This is a genomic window from Halobacillus sp. SY10 (genome assembly GCF_045401165.1).
Classification (GTDB): Bacteria; Bacillota; Bacilli; order Bacillales; family Halobacillaceae; genus Halobacillus; species Halobacillus aidingensis.
This window is the reverse complement of the sequence record NZ_CP174345.1, coordinates 2,478,071-2,498,204: the sequence shown is the minus strand read 5'-3', so window position 1 is coordinate 2,498,204 and position 20,134 is coordinate 2,478,071. Positions and strand designations below refer to the sequence as shown.

Below are 20,134 nucleotides of genomic sequence, written 5' to 3'. Positions count from 1 at the left end.
CGTTCAATTATGAAATGGGAGGTACGGAGGATGAAAAAATTATCATTGTTGTTGGCAGGGGTTTTAGTCATGTTGATGCTTGCGGCTTGTTCAAGTGACAGTGACGCGAATTCAGAAGCAGATGGTGGGAGTTCCGGGGAGAACACAACAAGTGACACTGTAGAAACCGGCTCTGTTGAAACAAGTGTTGAAGCTACAGGGGACGAAGAGGTGATGCTTGATTTCTGGATTCACCAGACAGGTGAAGACGAGACGAATGCGTACATTGAGTTGATTGATGCTTTCAACAAAGAGCATGAGGACATTCATGTCAACGCAGAAGTCATCATTGATGACGGAGCAAGTGCTTACAGTGACAGCATCAATGCTGCACTTGTAGCAGGGAACCTGCCAGATGTGATGGCCGTCGACGGTCCTTACGTCTCAAGCTTTGCTGAAGCTGGAGTGATTCAGCCGATCGACGAATATATCGACGAAGAAACGAAAAGCCAATATGTCGATTCGATCATTCAACAAGGCACATACAACGATCAATTGTATTCCTTAGGCGCCATGGAAGCTTCCGTCATGCTTTATTACAACAAAGACTTGTTGGATGAGGCAGGGATCGAGCCGGCTGATTCTATCGAAGAAGCGTGGACATGGGATGAATTGATGGAGAATGCCAAGCAGTTGACGACCGAAGACCGTTATGGACTGAACTTGTTCATGAACTATGGCGTTGGTGAATGGCTGACGTTCATGGGAGCCCCGCTTGCCTGGTCGAACGGGGGCGCGTTGATTTCCGATGACGGTAAAACAGTGGATGGATATTTGAATAGTCCTGAAACCATTGAAGCTTTGAACTATGTGAAAGAGCTATTCGCTGAAGGTGTGGTTACTGATAGTCCTGGGGAGATGCAGTTTGAGGAAGGAAATGCAGCCCTTGCTTTAGGCGGTCCATGGATCGCTGTTTCTGCTGAAGACGCCGGCTTGAACTGGGGAATGATGCCGTACCCTTACAAAGATGAAAAAGTCTCTCCATCCGGAAGCATGGCTTATGCGGTAACGAACAACACAGAAAATCCTGAAGCAGCTGTCGAGCTTATGAAGTGGATGACGAATGAAGAAGCAACGATCAAAATTTCGAAAGCCACAGGCATGCCACCGGCACAGAAATCTGCGTTCGAAACCATGGAAAAATTCAATGAGCTTCCATGGAGTGTTATGAAGGAACAAGTGATCCAAACCGCCCATGCCCGCCCGTCTACACCGGCTTATCCGGTATTGACAGATGCATTTGCTCAATCTTTCCACGCTGCTGCTCTGGGTGAAGATGTAGAGAGTGTGGTAGAACAGCAGGTCCAGCGTGTCGAGCGTGAATTGAAACGTTTTGAAGAATAGTCCGACGAATGGCCGGGGCCTGTGAGTGCTGCAGGCTCCCTCTGATTTTTAACGACCGTCTACGGGTTTGAAAGAGAGGGTGAACACATATGAAAGGGAACAGTTCTTCTGCAAAACCACTGACCGATCACGATCACTATAAGGCTCCGTCAGAACCATCGATCAAAAAGGTGCCGCCAAAAAGGAAGAAAAGAAGAAGGTCACAGGCCTTCCAGGAAGCTGTGACAGGCTACTTCTTTCTAGCTCCTGCCTTAATTCTTCTGGGCGTATTCCTTTTGTATCCGATGGGGGCCGCTTTCTATTATAGTTTTACAGATTTCTATATTTTAAAACCGGATGATATTTCATTTATCGGGTTCGAGAATTTTTCTTATATATGGCAGGATGCTCAATTCCGGCAGGCCTTTTGGAATACCGTTTACTTTTCTGTCATCGTCGTTCCTGTCCAGCTGGCGGTCGCGTTAGGGCTAGCCTTGCTCATTAATAAAAAATTAAAGTTCCGCGTGTTTTTCCGAACAGCCTTTTTCTCGCCTGTCGTGATGTCTTTGGTTGTGGTATCGATTCTCTGGACGTTCATGTACAATCCAAACGAAGGTTTGATCAACCAGCTGCTCGGACTTATAGGGATTTCCCCACAACCATTTCTTACAAGCCCAGATCAGGCCATGAATTCCATCATTGTCATGTCTGTCTGGCAGGGGGCCGGGTTCCAGATGATGATTTTCCTGGCAGGCCTTCAAAACATACCGAACCATTTGTATGAAGCGGCAGATATTGATGGAGCAAGCAATTGGCAGAAGTTTTTACATGTCACTCTGCCAGGTTTGAAAAACATTGCACTGTTCATTTTTATCACCATCAGTATTGCTGCCTTTAAATTACTCGTTCAGCCGATGATCATGACACAGGGCGGACCGCTTGGGTCTACCAAGTCTCTCGTCTATCACATCTATGAAACGGGATTCAACTACCGGGATGTCGGTTATGCCTCAGCCATGGCTGTCGTATTCACATTGATTGTCCTTACCATCACCATTATTCAGCGTGTACTTATTCGTGAGGAGAGGGGGTAAAAGCTATGAAAAGAAAGAAAGGAATCCAGCGAGTCGTCTTATATGTTTCTTTGACTTTACTCACATTCATCTTTCTCTTTCCCTTAATATGGATGCTTGTTTCATCGTTGAAAGATGAGTTTCAGATTTTCAGGGATATGAAATCACTGAAAGCCTTTCTGCCTCCGGCTCCGAGTGAAGTTGAAGGGGGATATTTCGCCAACTATATCGCCGCTTTTCAACGTGTCGATCTTATGAAGTACATTTTGAACAGCTTGATTTATACAACCGGCATCATTATCTTTGGGCTTATTGTCAACTCCATGGCTGGGTATGCCCTGGCACGGTTTCGTTTTCCACTGGCCGGTTTCTGGCTTGGTGTCATTATCGCGACCTTGATCATCCCGCCGGAAAGTATTTTTCTACCCCTCTACGTTTTGGTGTATGACCTTGGATGGGTGAATACGTACACAGGGTTAATTGTTCCATTCATCGCGAATGCCTTTGCCATCTTTTTATTCCGACAGTTTTTCCTCGACTTTCCTAAAGAATTGGAGGAAGCGGCCAAAATCGATGGCTGTTCTCAAATCGGAATCTTCTTCCGAATTATTGTCCCGCTTTCTAAACCCGTGTTTGCGACTGTGGCGATTGTCTTATTTATCAACCACTGGAATGACTTCCTCTGGCCGCTTGTTGTCGCTTCAGATGAGAGCATGCGTACGATCCAGATTGGGCTGCAGTACTTCATGAACGAACCACCAATCAAGTGGGGGCAGGTGATGGCGGCGTTAACGATCGCCACTGTGCCGATGCTGTTGATTTTTGCTTTTCTGCAAAGATACTACGTCCAAGGTTTAACACACACCGGTTCAAAAAACTAAATGATTTTATCGTTAATGTCAGGCGAAAAGTGGAAAAACGCCGACTGATAATAAGGACTAATGATTGTTGGAAGGAGTGCCATAACATATGATTCAAAGCCAGCCTGTAACGACGAATGGATATTATGAAGAGAGGTACCGGCCTCACATCCATTTCACCCCCGAACAAATGTGGATGAATGACCCCAATGGTCTTGTTTACTTTGAGGGGGAATACCACCTCTTTTATCAATATCATCCAGATAGTAAACAGTGGGGGCCGATGCACTGGGGCCACGCTGTCAGTAAGAATCTAATTACTTGGGAACATCTTCCTGTCGCTCTCTATCCGGATACTCTCGGCATGATTTTTTCAGGGAGTGCTGTGGTCGACCACAAGAATACGAGTGGTTTTTTCGATGGAAAACAGGGGCTTGTGGCTGTGTTCACCCACGCCGATGGAGATTTGCAAAGGCAGAGCATCGCCTACAGTAAAGACCGTGGGCGGACATGGGTAAAATATGACGACAATCCGGTGATTCCAAACCCTGGCATCAAGGACTTCCGTGATCCGAAGGTTTTCTGGCATGAGGATACAGAAAAGTGGGTGATGGTGCTTGCAGCAGGGAGAAAAGTTCAATTCTACACCTCTCCCGATTTGAAGCAGTGGACGTATGCTAGTGAATTTGGAGAAGGGTGGGGCGAGCAGAAAGGAGTCTGGGAATGCCCGGATCTGTTTTCGCTCACGAATGAAACGACCGGGGAAAAGAAATGGGTGCTGCCGATCGGGATAGATGCAGGTGCGCCTTCAGGTGGATCCGGCACGCAGTATTTTATCGGCTCTTTTGATGGCAAGCACTTTGTTCCACATCAGTCAAAAGAAACGGTGCGCTGGCTTGACTATGGCAAAGACTTTTATGCGTCGCAGTCCTTTTCCGATCTCCCGGGGAGAAGAGTAGTCCTTGCCTGGATGAGCAATTGGCAATACGCCAATGACGTGCCGACAGATCCGTGGAGAAGTGCGATGACGATCCCAAGGGAATTGACTTTATCGATGGTGGAAGGTCAGGAACGCCTGATTCAGAAACCTGTCGCAGAGCTGACAAGCTTGATAGAAAAGCGAATGGAGAAGGATCCTTTCTTCCTTCAAGAAAAGCAGTCCATCGAGCTGGGCCAGCCTGCTTCTCCTTTCCTATGGGAATGGGATATGGAAATCGAAAAGGACGGCGTTTTCGAAGCACGCTTATTTGGAAAGCAGGATGGAGGTCTCCGGGTTCGCATTGATCGCGAGAAAAATACGCTATACGTTCAAAGAGACAGGGCGGACCTTGATTTCTCCAAGGAATATGCGTGTACTTGTCAGGCACCTTTGAATGGTGATCTTTCGTCCTTCAATCTCAAGCTGGTCTGTGACCATTCTTCGGTCGAAATCTTTCTTGGCGACGGGGAAATAAGCATGACGAATGTGTACTTACCGGCAGCTGACCATGAAGCGAAGTTAAAGATGGAAGCTGTCCGCGGAACGGTAGAAGTGAAACAATCGTCGGTTTCAGAATTGAAATCGATCTGGAAGCCCAACGCTTAAAGAAAGAAGAGGAGGATGAACATGAAAGGTACGGGGAACCTTATCTACCTTGTTTGTGACTGGTTGATGCGGCTTGCGATTTTAAATGTATTGTGGATCACTTTTACACTTATGGGCGGCGGAGTTTTCGGTATCTTTCCTGCTTCTGCCGCCTGTGTCGCTTTATTGAAAGAGTGGATCGCGGACCGGCGTCCTCATCCGGTAGCGTTTTATTGGAATATCTATAAACGTTCCTTTCTTTCTGCGAATGTCGTGTTCCTATGTACGTTTGTTTTAATGATTCTTTTAGGGTTCAACATCTATACCAGTCTTCAATTCACAGGGGTATGGTTCTACCTTTTCTTCAGCGGTACCGTGTTTTTGGGTGCGGGGGTGTTGATGACGGCCATCTTAACGTTCAACCCGCTCAGTCAAGGTATGATGGCAGTAGAAGCATTGAAAAACGCAATTCATCTTCTTTTGCTTTACCCTGGTCGTCTGCTTTCTTTTATCGCCGGGTTTGCCCTGCTTCTCGTCTGTATTCGGTTCATTCCTGGCATCCTGCCGTTGTATTCCGTCAATATCATTCTATTGTTAACCGTCCTTTTGTTTCCTTTTCAACAAGAGGCTCAAAAACCCGTCTGACTGGATGCAAGAACAGACGGGTTTTCTTTTACATGTGTTTTAAAAAATTCGCGCACTATTTTTTGACAGCGCTTACAATTATAAAGGAGGAAGATTACTTGAGACGTACGATCCGTCGTTCCACCACCGTTTTGACGATTGCCCTATTAATCTTGGCTTTATTTCCGACCTATCCAATGGCTGAGGAGGGGGCGCAGGAGAGTCAGGAAACTTCGCTTGATCCATACCGGTCCCAATTTCATTATTCACCAGCAGAAAATTGGATGAATGACCCGAATGGGATGGTCTTTTATGACGGGGAATATCACTTATTCTATCAGCATAACCCAACCGGGAATCAATGGGGGCCGATGTACTGGGGCCATGCGGTCAGTAAGGATTTAATCAACTGGGAAGAACTCCCGATCGCGTTGTATCCGGATGAAAAAGGGTTTATCTGGTCAGGGAGTGTCGTCGTAGATGAACAGAATACCGCAGGGTTCCAAACGGGTGAGGAAGCGCCTATGGTCGCTGTCTTCACTCATGAAAAAGCAGGACACCAAACCCAGAGCCTTGCTTACAGCAATGATAAAGGACGAACCTGGACGAAGTATGAAGGCAATCCGGTCATGGACATGCCTGACGATGCGGATGTTTTCAGAGATCCAAAAGTCTTCTGGCATGAAGAGACAGGTCAATGGAAGATGGTTGTGTCCGCAGGGCAGAGCATCGAATTTTACCAATCTGATAATCTAAAAGACTGGCAGCATACCGACACCTTCCAACGTCCGGCAGATGCTGAAGGGGTTTGGGAGTGCCCGGATCTTGTAGAACTGCCGGTCGGCGGGGATGGAAACGAAAAGAAATGGGCGCTCATCATGAGTGTGAGTGAAGGTTCTTCTGCCGGTGGTTCTGGTATGGAGTATGTCGTGGGAGATTTTAATGGAGAATCTTTTTCCACAGAAATGAATCCGGTTCCTTTGGATTATGGGGCAGACATGTATGCCGGAGTCACGTGGAACAACCTGCCGAAAGAACAAGAGCGTACGGTTTTGCTTGGCTGGATGAACAATTGGCAGTATGGGCAGGACATACCGACAGAAAACTTCCGTGGAGCGATGTCCATTCCGCGTGAGTTGAACCTTCGTACTGAAGAAGATGGAACATACCAGCTGCAACAGCAGCCTGTAGCTGAATTTGAACAATTGAGAGGAGAAACCGTAGAGCGAAAAGATGAAATAGTGAAAGAAGGAAGTCAGAAGCTTGGCGATTCTGTCAATGACTTGCTTGAAATCACCGCTTCTTTTGATATCGATCAGTCGTCTGCGGATTCTTTTGGGTTTACGTTGACGAACGAAAGCGATCAATCGACGACAATCGTTTATCACACCAAAGAGGAGAAGATCGCCCTTGACCGTACGTCATCAGGGGAGGACGACTTTTCAGCAGATTTTGCCGCCGTCCATGAAGCACCGATGAAAGTGGAGGACGGGAAAGTTCAGATGAGAATCCTTCTGGATCGCTCGTCTGTGGAAGTGTTCGGAAATGAAGGGACGACCGTTCTGACTGACCAGATCTTCAGAGATGAGTCCTCTTCCACACTGGATATGTTCAGTACTGGAGGAGAGGTGTACCTTAGTGAATTAAATGTGACGGATTTAAACAAGGCGAACGTGGAACCTATGAAAAGGATGATTCCTGAAGACGTTCCGAACACCTTGGAAAATGGGGGCTTCGAAACGGGCGATTTAACAGGATGGACGCCGAGCGGAAGTGCTTTTACCCACGGCGTTTCTCAAACAGAAACGTACTGGGACGGTATCCCTTTTGAACAAGAAGGAAACTACCACCTTTGGGGTTTTTCTGAGGACGTGAGCGATTCCGATTTTAGGACGGGGACGCTTCAATCTGATCTTTTTCAATTAAGCGGAAAAGGGCAGGTGGATTTTCTGATCGGTGGTGGGGAGGATAAGGAACGCTTATATGTAGCGCTTGTCCGAGCATCAGATGGAAAAGAACTCTTCAAAGCTACAGGAGCGAACGACGAGAAATACCGCCGCGTTTCCTGGGATGCAAGTGCTTACCTTGGTGAAACGCTGTACTTGAAAGTCGTGGATTACCATAATGATGGATTCGGCCATATTAACGTCGATGATTTTCAAGTGTACACAGAAGGAGAGCCTATCGGAGAAGAGCTTGAGAACGGTGATTTCGAAACGGGTGATTTAACAGGATGGACTGTCGTTGAGGGAGATGCTTTCAGCCCGGCTGATGTTACCAATGATACGGATTGGGGCTGGGGTGGACCTTTCAACCACCAGGGAGACTACCACCTTTGGGGTGCTAAAGATGGTGGGGATGAGCAAACCGGCATCCTGCGTTCCTCTTCCTTCGTTTTATCTGGAACAGGGACAATCTCTTATTTGATAGGTGGGGGAAATGACCCTGAACGATTGTATGTAGCCCTTGTACGGGTGGCCGATGATGAAGAATTGATGAAGGCAACCAATACCGAATGGAATGACACCGAAGAGTATTCGAAAATCTTTTGGGATGCGTCCGAGTATGTAGGGGAAGAAGTGTATTTGAAAGTCGTGGACAATTCTACAGAAGGATGGGGACATATCAATGTAGATGACTTCCAAGTGAAGCAGACCGGCCCGCTTGCTCATTGGTCATTTGATGAGCAGGAAGGGAAGGTTACGAAAGAGGAAGTCAGTGGACAATCTGATCCTGTTCACTACGTGTTTAATGACGCAGTGTATAAACCATCAACGGATCCGTTATGGCGGCCGGGACTGGTAGGAAACGCCTTATTGTTTGATGGCTATTCCACATGGGTGACGCGTGAAGACGACCAATTTGTACAGCCCGAAGATGCCCTTACGATCGAAGGATGGGTAGCTCCGCGAGCGTATGAGTGGGGAGATCTTAATCAAATATCAGCGATCGTCAACAAGCATGATCAGTCCAAAGGCGAAGGATTTATTTTAGGAATGGGACGTCACGGGAAACTTTCCTTCCAGGCAGGCATCAATGGCGATTGGCAGGAAGTTGCCACAACGTCTGACGAAAGGTTGGAAAAGGATCAGTGGTCCCATGTGGCCGCTACTTTTGATCGGAATGACCAATCGATGAAACTTTACTTGAATGGAGAACTCGTCGGCCAGACAGAAACGCCTAATGGAAGGATTACATCATCCAGTGAAGACCTTTTGATTGGGAAACACAACCAGGCCGCTCTTATTAATGGAGTATTTGATGTCAATATGTTCAATGGTTTGATGGATGAAGTGAAAATCGCGAATGAGGCGAAATCAGCAGAAGAGATTCAGGAAGAATATCAATCTATGATAGAGAGTTTCGACGATCAGACGCTCCCTGAGCCAGCACTGGACTGGGACCGCACGCGGTACGATGGCGATCAGCATCGGCCACAATATCATTTCATGCCTCCGGAACATTGGATGAACGAACCACACGCACCGATCTATTACAATGGCAAGTATCACATTTTCTATCAAAAGAATCCACAAGGACCGTATTGGCACCACATTCACTGGGGACATGCGGTTAGTGAGGATCTTGTGCATTGGGAAGAGCTTCCTACGGCTCTTGCACCTGAAGCGGGCTCAGTGGCTCCAGACGGGGTATGGTCCGGCAGTGCGACCCTCGATGAGAACGGGGCACCGGTCCTATTCTTCACGGCAGGGGATGACAGTAAATTTCCGAATCAAATGACGGGGCTTGCCGTTAGTGAGGACCCAAGTGATCCTGAATTGAAGGAATGGCGCATGCTTGATGAGCCCGTAACGGTACAGGAAGAAAACCTTCCGGCTGAAGAGGGCGAAGTGATGTACGGACAGTTCCGCGATCCTTTCGTTTGGAAAGATGGAGACACCTGGTATCAGCTGATGGGGTCTGGAATTGATCAAGTGGGTGGAACCGCGCTGTTATATTCTTCGAAGGATTTAGAGAACTGGACCTACGAGAAACCTTTCTTTACCGGAGATTCAGAAGCCTATCCAAAAACGGGAGATGTATGGGAACTGCCTGTCTTTCTTCCACTCGGAAAAGATGAATCCGGAGAAGAAAAATATGCGTTCTTTATCAACCCATGGTTCGATGGATACAGTCCGCATAATGTTAAATACACTTTTTACTGGGTAGGTACGTGGGATAAGGAAAACCTAGCGTTCGTCCCTGATCACGAAGAACCGAAAACGTTCGATTATGGCGAGCATTTCACAGGTCCAAGCGGGATGGTGGATGAAGACGGCACGCCGATTTTATTCAGCATTGCCCAGGACAGACGAAGTGAGCAGGAACATTATGATGCAGGCTGGGCACACAATGCCGGGCTGCCTGTGGAACTTTCCTTGAGAGACAATAACGACCTCGGATTACAGCCGATAGAGGAACTGGAATCTTTAAGAGGGGAGTCACTGGTATCCTTTGAAAACAAAGAAATGAAAGAAGCGAATGAGATGATCCAAGATGTGGAAGGCGACATGCTTGAAATCATTTTAGACGTGGATCCGAAAGAAGCGGAGAAAGTGGGCTTGAAAGTACGTCAGAGTGAAAATGGCCAAGAAGAAACGCTCGTGTATTACGATGCCACAGAAGAAACGTTTAATATCGACCGGAATCAATCCAGTCTGGACCCCGATGTGAGCAAAGGCGTCCAAGGTGGAGAATTGAAATTGAACGGTGACCGCTTTCAGCTTCATCTTTACTTGGATCGTTCGATGGTTGAAGCATACGCAAATGGACAGAAGAGCATCACCTCCCGCGTCTATCCTACAAGCTATGATGCGCTTGGCATAGAACTTTGGAGTGAGGGAGGGGATCCAGAGATCGTGTCCATGGATGTCTGGGAAATGAACGGTGCCTTCGGTGAGACCGTCCCGGTGTATGAAAAAGAAACAGAAACGGTCCCACCACATGGGGAGCTTGAAAACCATGATTTCCAAATCGGTGACTTAACAGGCTGGAACATCGTAGAAGGGAATGCTTTTTCTGATGAACATGTAACAACGAAAGATGATTGGGGCTGGGGCGGTCCGTTTGATCAGGCCGAAGACCACATAGACCCTGAGCGTTATCACCTCTGGGGATTCCTTGATTCCAGCGGAGGCGACGCAGCCACAGGTATTTTAGAATCGCAGGCCTTTGAGCTTGGCGGTAATGGAAAGATCGACTTTCTGATCGGCGGTGGCAACAACATCGATCAACTATCTGTGTCCCTGATCCGGACCTCGGACGGAAAAGTACTGAAGCAAGTGACAGGAAGAAACCAGGAAACGTACCGTCGAGACGAATGGGATGCTTCTGAATATGTGGGAGAAAACCTCTTGATTCGCATCACAGACAAGGCCGAAGGTGGCTGGGGTCATATCAATGTGGATGACGTCAACGTCCCCGTCGCCTTGAGTGAAGAAGAGAAACTTCTCGGGCAGCTGAAAGGGATGGATCTGCAAACAGGAAAAGATCTTGATGAGAAAATTAAACTCTATCAGGATGCAAAAGAAGTAATAGGGGAGAAAGAAGAGACATTCGTTTCAATCAAGAACGAAATGATAGACTTCCTTGAGAAGAAACTGAATTTGAAGAAAAAAGAGTACACGCTTAGTTCGATCCAGCTCCATTTTTATGTGAAGTATGCGATTGAAGAAACAGGAGCACAACAACCTTCGGATGCAGGAGAAGTCCAGGGGTATGTGATGAAAAGAGTGAACAAACATGCGACAGGGAAAGAGGTGCGAGGTGTTATCAAGGAATATTTGAAATAGGGGAAGTGGTTCTGTTCCGATGTGGGACAGAACCTTTTTTTTTGCAAACAGTCATGTTTCTGTCATTTGCAAAAGTGGCTGCTGGACCTTCCAGTGTCCTTATGGAAAAATGAACCATTACTTTAATACTAGGAAATATCTGAACTTTACGACAATTACTACTATTATCGCATTTACCAAAAGCTTATAGTTTTGTACACTTTAATCGAAACGTTTCACCAATTTCTGAAAGGGAGTGTTTTTTTGAAAAAGAAGGTTTCTCTATTATTTTTATCACTCATCCTGATGATGAGTGTAGCCGTACCAACCACTTCACTAGCGAAACAGGCACCGAAAGGAAAAGAAATTGCTTTATCGAAACAATTGGAAGCGATTTCAAAGAAAACGTACCGGTATTTTGAAGATTTTACAGTGGAAGAAACAGGACTGACTTATGATGCTGTAAGATATGATGAGGACGGGGAAATGACGGCACAGAAACATACCTCACCAACCAACATTGGAATTTACATGATGAGTACGATTGCTGCAGAAGAAGCGGGGCACATTTCCCGTGATTCAGCCGTTGATAAAATCAAGACGACTATAACAACACTTGAAGACATGGAAAAATGGAATGGGTTGTTTTATAACTGGTACAATACATCAGATGGATCTCTCTATACGGACTGGGGGGAGTTCATTTCAACAGTAGACAATGGCTGGCTGTCTGCAGGTTTGATCGTCGTAGGACAAGCTTACCCGGAGCTCTATGATCAGTCCAATGAAATCGTACAGGATATGGATTATTCCACCCTCTATACGCCTGAAGTCGGGCAGATGAGAGGCGGATATGATGTCGCGGCAGAAAGCTATACGTCCCACCATTACGGAGCTTTCTACACGGAACCTCGTGTTGCCAGCTACATCGCAATTGGTAAAGGGGATGTACCTGAAGAGCACTGGTGGAAGATGTACCGCACGATGCCTGACAGTTGGGATTGGCAAGCCCAGAAGCCGGAAGGATATACAACCACATATGATGGTGTGGAAGTGTTTGAAGGACACTACTCGTACAACGGTAAAAAGTATGTACCAAGCTGGGGTGGAAGCATGTTCGAAGCTCTCATGCCGCCTCTTGTATTAAAAGAAAAAGAACTTGGTAAAGATGCACTAGGACTGAACAATAAGCGTCATGCTGACATTCAAATCGAATATGCCAAAGAGCAAGGATACGAAGCTTGGGGAATGTCGCCTGCCGCGACGCCGGAGGATTATTCTGAATTCGCCGCTACACCGCTGGGGATGGATGGATATAAATCAGATGGAACGGTAACCCCTCACGCAACTTTCTTAGCTCTTGAATATGCACCTATGGAAGCATTCAAAAACATCCAGGAATTGAAACGTTTCGACACTTATAGTAAGTATGGCTTCTTAGATTCTGTTAATGTAGAATCAGGGGAAGTGACCAACGCTTATCTCGCTCTTGACCAGGGCATGACAATGGTCTCGATCATCAATTATCTCGAGGATGGGGTAATCAGAGACTATTTCCATGAATCAGAAATTGGTCACGCTCCTGAAGAGCTGCTGATCAAAGAAGAATTCTCTATTAAATAAAAAATAACCCGGTGATTCCAGAGAGGGAATCACCGGGTTATTTTTATCTACTTCGTACAGAAGAACGTTTCACAAACTCTGTGGAAAGGTCAAACGACTTATCAACTTTCTCTCCTGCGAGCATTTGAAAGATCGTATGGACCGCTAATGCGCCTGCTTCATACTTCGGTTGCTTGACGGTCGTCAAAGGCGGGTTTACATACTCAGATAACTGGATATCATCAAACCCGACGATAGAAACGTCATCCGGAATCGAAACACCTTTTTCTGAGAAAGCCTGAAGGCCACCGATAGCCATTTCATCATTGGCATAAAACAGCGCATCTGGCAGTTGCTGCTGGGCAATGAGCATTTTGGTTGCCCGGTAACCACCATCACGAGTGAAATTACCACTGATTTTAAAGCGGGATTGAAACGGGATCTCATAGTTTTTCAAGGCATCTGAAAAACCTTTGAAGCGTTCCTCATTGTCATGGGAGTCGTGGGGACCGCTGATATACCCGATGGATCGGTGTCCGTTTTCGATCAAATGCTCTGTGGCTTGATAAGCTCCATGGCGGTTATCGACTTTCACATGGATGGCAAAAGGGTTTTGAACGTCACGATCCAGTACGATGATCGGAAAGTCTTCACGCGCAGACTCTTCAATCAACTGGGTGCTTACATTATTCGCAAGTATGATTGCTCCGTCCACTCGTTTCTCCCGCAGGAATTTCGTGGCTGTTGATCGATCGCCTCCCAAGGAACTGCAGGCGATCAAATCATACTGATGGCTTGCTGTCACTTCCTGGACCCCTTTGATCAATTCAGAAAAGTAGGGCCCTGACATATCACTCAATATCAAGGCGATCGTATTTGTTTTGGTCCGCTTCAGATCGGAAGCGAACCCGTTCTTTTGATAATTCAACTCTCTAGCGGCTTTAAGCACTTTTTCGATCGTAGAGGCACTCACTTTTTGATTGCCATTCAATGCATAGGAAGCTGTCGAAAGAGCGACCCCTGCTCGCTTAGCCACATCTTTAATTGTAGCCATTTTAAATCCTCCACCTGTCTATTCATATACTTAATTATAACAGTTTTCACAAGAAAACCGGCTTATTTGATCCCTGACATCGTAAAACCTTCCACGATGTACTTTTGGAAAAAAGAGAAGATGATGATAATCGGTACGACCATGAAAGCAGCACCAGCCATTTGCAGGGCAAAATTATTCGCATACTGTCCCTGAAGGAGGGAGAGTCCGACGGATAAGGTGTAAAGACTTTCATCATTGGCGATGATCAACGGCCAGAGGAAGCTGTTCCACCCCGCAATGAAGGTCAAAATCCCCTGCACAGCAAAAATCGGTTTTGCAATCGGCATGACCAGCCTGAAAAAGATATAAAATTCCCCTGCACCATCAAGCCTTGCCGCTTCAATTAAATCATCGGGTATCGTCGTCATAAACTGACGGAATAAAAAGATGCTGAAGGCGACAGCCAAACCCGGTAAGATAATGCCTGTCATCGTATTCGTAAGACCCATAGCATTCAACAAAAGATACACAGGGATCATGGTTACTTGACCAGGAATCATCATAGTGGCTAATACGATATAAAAAACCTTATCCCGCCCTCTAAAATTATATTTAGCGAAGCCATAACCTGCCATCGCGTTAAATAATAACCCTAAAAAAGAGAAGAGGACAATGACCAGGGTATTCCTCAGGTAGACGGCAAAATTCATATTGGTGAACAGGTTGATATAATTATCAAGTATCGGGTTATCCGGGATGATGGTGGGTGGGATGGACAAGACTTCACTTTCAGGCTTGAAAGAACTTGAAATCATCCATATGAATGGAATCGAAACGAGAACTCCTCCCGCTACCATAATAAAGATGACAAGCGCTTGTTCCCACTTGTTTTTCTTAGTCGCTAGTGCCATAACTTCTGGAACTCCCTTCTATTAATATTCCGTATCTGATTTTCTGAACTTGAATTGGATCATCGTTACAAGGATGATCATGGCGAAAAGCACAAAGGAGGCAGCGGCCGCATAGCCGAATTCACTGAATTGGAAACCTTCCTTGTAAATGAAGAGAGCAATGGAAATCGTTCCATCCAAAGGTCCGCCATCTGTCATGACGAATGGCTCTTCGAAAAACTGCATCCATCCGATCAGAGTGGTAACGGTCACGAAGAAAGTGGCGTATCGCAACAAGGGGAGCGTCACATTAAAAAGCACCTGCAAGCGGTTCGCTCCATCCATTTCGGCTGCTTCATAATACGATTTCGGAATTCCCTGCAATGCTGCGAGGAATATAATCATATTGATACCGATTCCTTTCCAGACCGCTAAGATGATCAGGGAGATTTTAGCGATGGTCGGTTCGTGCAGCCAAGGAACGTTTTCAACCGTAAGTAATGAAAGTAAATAATTAAACAAGCCGTACTCTGTATTGTATAAATAACCCCAAATAACAGCGACAGCAATGATATTTGTGATTGAAGGCATATAGTAAACGGCACGGAACTTGGTGAAAAGTTTGCTTGTCCCGTAATTGAGCAATAAAGCGATGGACAAAGAACAGATAATCACTAATGGAACTCCAATAACTACATAAAAGATCGTGTTGAAAATGGACTTGATAAATTTATCGTCTGCGAATAGGGACTGGTAATTTTCCAGGCCGACAAATGAAACGGAAGACCAATCGGCCAGGCCTTTCAAGTTCATATCTGTGAAGCTGATAAAAAAAGCAATTAGGATCGGAATCAAACTGAATAATGATAACAATAGAACAGCTGGAGATATGAACATATAAGGGTGTCTATTTTTTAATTTCATGAAAACCCACCTATCTTGTCGTGACATGGATAAAAGAAGATGGAATGGGGTTCCATTCCATCATTCCATGTTGTGTTTTATTCCTCGATCAAGCTTTGAGCTTCCTGATTGAACTCCTCAAGCTCTTTTTCTACGTCAGCTCCACCTACGGTAATGCGTTCGATATGAGCCAGTAGTTCCTGGGCAATCCTTTCAAATTGTTCGGTCTGTAAACCAGGTTTTGTATTTTCGAGCTGTTCTCCGAATGTCGCGTACATCGGATTTTCCTGCATCACTGGATCTTCCCAGGCTTCCGTGCGGGATGGCAGAGTATTGGACTCTTCCAACCAGCTCAACTGTGTATCCACATCTGTCATATAGGAAATGAACTCCAAAGCGCCTTCGACATTATCGGAGCTTTCAAATATAGATAGATTGGCTCCACCCATGCTGGATGTATTCGTTTCTTTTGTCGGCATGACAGCTGTCGCCCATTTTCCTTCAAGGTCAGGAGCCTGGTCATTGATGATATTAATCATCCACGGGCCACTGAAAAACATTGGTTTAGAACCATCTTTGAAAGCTTCGACGATGTCTTTTCCTTCCTGCTTCTGACTGATTCCCTCTTCGAAATAACTGGTATAGTATTGGATCGCTTCTTTGAATTCCGGAGAATCGAAATTCAGGTTGCCTTCTTCAAGGTTCGCTTCATAACCATTCTGCCACGCGAAAATGAATGGAGTGATCTGATCATTTCGATCGATGTCAAGACCATAGGAATCTTCCCCGCGGTCTGCTAATTTTTGAGCAGCTTCCTTAAGCTCATCCCACGTTTTAGGTGCTTCTTCATAACCCGCTTCTTTCAATATATCTTTCCGGTAGTAAATGACTCGTGTATCTGCATACCAGGGAATTCCTACGACCTGGTCTTCGTGTTCCATCGTTGTTACAGAACCGTCGAAGTAATTTTCTTTTGCAAAATTAGGGTAGTCTTCCATGTGTTCGGATAAGTCTAATAGTGCTCCTGCTTCTGCAAATTCCGGAACCCAAGTGGTGCCCAGCTGAACGACATCCGGCCCATTCCCTGAGGCTACGGCTGTCAACAATTTGTCATGAGCTGTATCCCAAGGAATAGCCTGTACATCAACCGTCAAACCTTCGTTCTTTTCCTCGAAATCTTTACTGAACTCTTTAAGTTTTTTACCTTCTTCACCCATCGCCCACACCGTTACGGTGTTTTCATCCCCTTCGGAGGATGAACTATCCGAGCATCCTGCCAATGTCAACGATGTCAAAACAACTGCGATCAACAACCATAGTTTTCCTTTCACTTAAAGCACCCCTTTTAAATAATTTAAGTTTATTGAAACGTTTCGATAACTGTATTATAATTTACTTTGTATCCGCTTTCAACTACTTATTCAATATTTCTTGTAAAAATAAGTAACCCTTATTTAGTACCGTTATATAGAGGTTGACGGATAGAGTTGGCGGGATTATACTGCAATTACATTTATTCGAAACGTTTCACTTATAATTCAATTGAGGGGGATCATTCATGGGAGAACATCAACTGAAAAACTTATTGGATCAAATGACAGTAGAAGAAAAAGTAGGGCAGCTCGTCCAATTGGCCACACCTTTCTTTAAAGGAGCTTCCGATCGAGGGGAAATTACAGGTCCAATGGTTCACATGAACATAGATGAAGATGATATCAAGCGTACAGGTTCGGTATTAGGTGCTTCAGGAGCTAAAGAAACGATCAATATTCAAAAGGTTCATATGGAAGAGAACCGTTTAGGCATTCCTTTGTTATTCATGTCGGACATCGTTCATGGGTTCAAGACCATTTTCCCTGTACCCTTAGCGATCGGCTGCTCATGGGATTTGGACCTTGCTGAAAAGAGTGCTTCGATTGCAGCTAAAGAAGCGGCTGTCGCCGGCGTCCACGTCACATTCGCTCCGATGGTGGATTTATCCCGGGAACCGAGGTGGGGACGTGTCATGGAGGGCACAGGGGAGGACACCTTCCTGAACAGTCGATTTGCACGCTCCTTTGTCAGAGGTTTCCAAGGAGATTTGGAAAACGATCCTCATAAAGTTGCCTCCTGCGTTAAACACTTCGCAGCTTATGGAGCGCCGGAGGGAGGCCGTGATTACAATACCGTGGATATGTCAGAATGGCAGCTGCGGGAAAACTACCTTCCGGCCTATAAAGCTGCGTTAGACGAAGGTGCTCAGATGGTTATGACAGCCTTCAACATCTTAAATGGCATGCCGTCAACTGGAAATGAACCCTTGATGAGGGGACTTCTGCGAGATGAATGGAACTTTGATGGCGTGCTCATCTCTGATTGGGGAGCGGTGAAGGAATTGATCCCTCACGGAGTCGCTGAAAATGAAAAGCAAGCAGCAGAAAAAGCCATGAAAGCAGGCGTCGATGTCGAAATGATGACGTCCTGTTACGTCAATCATGTGGAGGAATTAATCGAAGAAGGGACATTGGAAGAAAATATCCTTGATGAAGCCGTGCTGCGCATCCTTCAATTGAAGCAGAAACTCGGCCTGTTCGATAATCCTTACAGGGGTGCAAGTGAAAAAGAGGAAGAGGATTATATTCTCTCTCCTGAAAACAGAAAAGCTTCTCGTGAATTGGCCTCCAAATCGATGGTTCTTTTAAAAAACGAAGGGACCCTGCCGCTGCAGAAGGATCAGAAAGTCGCTCTGATCGGTCCTTTCGCTGACAATACCGATATACTCGGCCCATGGTCTTGGGGAGGTTCAGCCGAAGACACCGTTACGGTTGCGAGCGGTTTCTCCCAGTATTTGAATGAAGACCAGCTTCTAACTTCAGCTGGATGCGGCATTGAGACTGGAACAAACGAACAATTGGAAGTCGCATTGGAAAAAGCAGCACAAGCGGAAGCCATCGTCGTAGCGCTTGGGGAGCATTCCGACATGAGTGGGGAGGCTGGATGCCGTGCAGACATCCGCATTCCTGAGGTCCAGTTAGAGCTTTTGAAAAAAATTAGATCATTAGGAAAACCTGTCACAGCCGTCCTCTTCAATGGCCGTCCCCTTGATTTACGCGAAGTCACCGAGAACGCAGATGCCGTCATTGAAGCCTGGTATCCAGGAACAGAAGGTGGGAACGCGCTCGCAGATATCCTATTCGGTGAAGTGAACCCTTCAGCTAAGCTGACGATGTCGATGCCTTATTCCGTCGGACAAGTGCCGATCTACTATAATCGTTATAATACAGGCCGTCCTGAAGGTGCACCAGATGCGCAGGAGCGCTATGTATCTCAATATCTCGATATCCCGAACGAACCGCTATACCCGTTCGGTTTCGGGTTGAGCTACAGTCGATTTGAGTATGAGGAACTTACGCTCTCTTCCGAGCGGATCCGGCAAGACGAGTCTTTGTCTGTCTCTGTTAAAGTAACCAACACAGGCGACTATGCCGGAGAAGAAATCGTTCAATTGTATGTAAGGGATCTAGTCGGAGAGGTTGTCCGCCCGCTGAAAGAGCTGAAGGACTTTGAAAAGGTTTATCTCCATCCTGGTGAGGAGAAGGTCGTCCATTTCACTCTTACAGAAGAGCAGCTCAGGTATTATCACGCGAACATGGAACACAAGAGTGATGCAGGGGAGTTTGAGGTTTTTGTAGGGCCGAATAGTCGGGATACGAAGTCTGAAAGGTTCAGGCTTGATCGAAAATAATTTCTCTTTAGAACCACATGGAATCTTTCCGTGTGGTTTTTTTGTTTAAGAAAGATGCGAGGGGATGGTACTTTTTTGCAATATTAATTATCTGGTTTGAAAATGCCTGACTACGCTAAGGTGCTGATTTGATAGGTGTTGGGACCATCACTCCATCAATGTATTGAACTAAGGGGTTCTGTTTTAAGAAAAAGCGCCTGACCCGCACCGCGTTAACACTTTAGCGTAGCGGGGGTCAGGCACTTTCATGAGCGTAGAATTAATAAACATGAATACTGTTGGTGAAGGGGCTGTTTGGCTTCATTATAAAGTAAAGAAATAAATAATCCATTATAGGGTACAAAAGTAAAAGCTTCTCTAGGAGATATCTCAAATTTAAGTTTCTCACGACAGGGGGCGTTTCTATAAAATACTTTATGGATTTATTCTCAAGTTTTTCATATGTCATCGGGTGGTTCGTAGTAGTTGTTGCTACATGTTACCTTATTCCATCCATAATTCTTGGAGGAATGTTTTTATTAATTTCTGTTTTGGCTATTTTATTCGGAGTCTTCCTTGTTTGGGTATCAAAAAGTATTTAGCTGATAAACGGCAATCACGTGATAATGAATGATCTTTAAATCGAGTACTACATAAACGGGAGCTTATCCTTAATAGGGTAGGCCCCTTTATAGTGTTTAATTATTGATGCATATCTTATATTTTGAAATAATTGGAATGGCTAA

General features: G+C 45.7%; 12 protein-coding genes and 1 pseudogene. 9 read left to right on the top strand and 4 right to left on the bottom strand.

All coding sequences use genetic code 11. From position 1 onward, the window contains the following. Nucleotides 1–30: 30 nt before the first annotated feature. The 8 genes and pseudogenes from ACJA3J_RS12620 to ACJA3J_RS12585 all read left to right on the top strand — a co-directional run bounded on the left by ACJA3J_RS12620 (nt 31) and on the right by ACJA3J_RS12585 (nt 12,877). Nucleotides 31–1,383, top strand: coding sequence for an extracellular solute-binding protein (locus tag ACJA3J_RS12620; protein WP_406944208.1), 1,353 nt, complete (start codon nt 31–33; stop codon nt 1,381–1,383). An 89-nt stretch (nt 1,384–1,472) separates the two neighbouring features. Beyond that, nucleotides 1,473–2,456 carry a carbohydrate ABC transporter permease gene (locus ACJA3J_RS12615; protein ID WP_089652220.1) on the top strand — a complete coding sequence of 328 codons (984 nt, stop codon included), beginning with the start codon at nt 1,473–1,475 and terminating at the stop codon, nt 2,454–2,456. Between the two features lie 5 nt (nt 2,457–2,461). Next, on the top strand, nt 2,462–3,316 hold the full coding sequence (locus ACJA3J_RS12610; RefSeq protein WP_115895090.1) for a carbohydrate ABC transporter permease: 855 nt from the start codon (nt 2,462–2,464) through the stop codon (nt 3,314–3,316). Nucleotides 3,317–3,404: 88 nt separating this feature from the next. Continuing rightward, nucleotides 3,405–4,406, top strand: a pseudogene (locus ACJA3J_RS12605) (glycoside hydrolase family 32 protein); the annotation flags it as partial. A 12-nt stretch (nt 4,407–4,418) separates the two neighbouring features. Beyond that, nucleotides 4,419–4,880: a GH32 C-terminal domain-containing protein gene (locus ACJA3J_RS12600; RefSeq protein ID WP_406946297.1), complete on the top strand. Its 462-nt coding sequence runs from the start codon at nt 4,419–4,421 to the stop codon at nt 4,878–4,880. A gap of 21 nt (nt 4,881–4,901) precedes the next feature. Beyond that, nucleotides 4,902–5,504, top strand: coding sequence for a YesL family protein (locus ACJA3J_RS12595; RefSeq protein WP_406944207.1), 603 nt, complete (start codon nt 4,902–4,904; stop codon nt 5,502–5,504). A 98-nt stretch (nt 5,505–5,602) separates the two neighbouring features. After that, on the top strand, nt 5,603–11,275 hold the full coding sequence (locus ACJA3J_RS12590; protein ID WP_406944206.1) for a GH32 C-terminal domain-containing protein: 5,673 nt from the start codon (nt 5,603–5,605) through the stop codon (nt 11,273–11,275). A 243-nt stretch (nt 11,276–11,518) separates the two neighbouring features. After that, a complete protein-coding gene (locus tag ACJA3J_RS12585) occupies nt 11,519–12,877 on the top strand; it encodes a glucoamylase family protein (protein WP_406944205.1) in 1,359 nt (452 codons plus the stop codon). A gap of 43 nt (nt 12,878–12,920) precedes the next feature. Here ACJA3J_RS12585 and ACJA3J_RS12580 read toward each other — a convergent pair whose 3' ends face one another. From ACJA3J_RS12580 to ACJA3J_RS12565, 4 genes are all read right to left on the bottom strand, one after another. Then, nucleotides 12,921–13,910, bottom strand: a complete 990-nt coding sequence (locus ACJA3J_RS12580) for a LacI family DNA-binding transcriptional regulator (RefSeq protein ID WP_406944204.1) — start codon at nt 13,908–13,910, stop codon at nt 12,921–12,923. 62 nt (nt 13,911–13,972) lie between these two features. Continuing rightward, nucleotides 13,973–14,803 (bottom strand): carbohydrate ABC transporter permease, encoded by an 831-nt coding sequence (locus tag ACJA3J_RS12575; protein ID WP_406944203.1) that lies wholly within the window; start codon nt 14,801–14,803, stop codon nt 13,973–13,975. Nucleotides 14,804–14,824: 21 nt separating this feature from the next. Further along, the gene (locus ACJA3J_RS12570) at nt 14,825–15,706 is read right to left on the bottom strand and encodes a carbohydrate ABC transporter permease (protein ID WP_406944202.1); all 882 of its coding nucleotides are present in this window, start codon (nt 15,704–15,706) and stop codon (nt 14,825–14,827) included. A 77-nt stretch (nt 15,707–15,783) separates the two neighbouring features. After that, nucleotides 15,784–17,016, bottom strand: coding sequence for a sugar ABC transporter substrate-binding protein (locus ACJA3J_RS12565; RefSeq protein ID WP_406944201.1), 1,233 nt, complete (start codon nt 17,014–17,016; stop codon nt 15,784–15,786). A 227-nt stretch (nt 17,017–17,243) separates the two neighbouring features. Between ACJA3J_RS12565 and bglX the strand changes: the two genes are divergently transcribed. Then, nucleotides 17,244–19,409, top strand: a complete 2,166-nt coding sequence (gene bglX, locus ACJA3J_RS12560) for a beta-glucosidase BglX (RefSeq protein ID WP_406944200.1) — start codon at nt 17,244–17,246, stop codon at nt 19,407–19,409. The last annotated feature ends 725 nt before the right edge of the window (nt 19,410–20,134 follow it).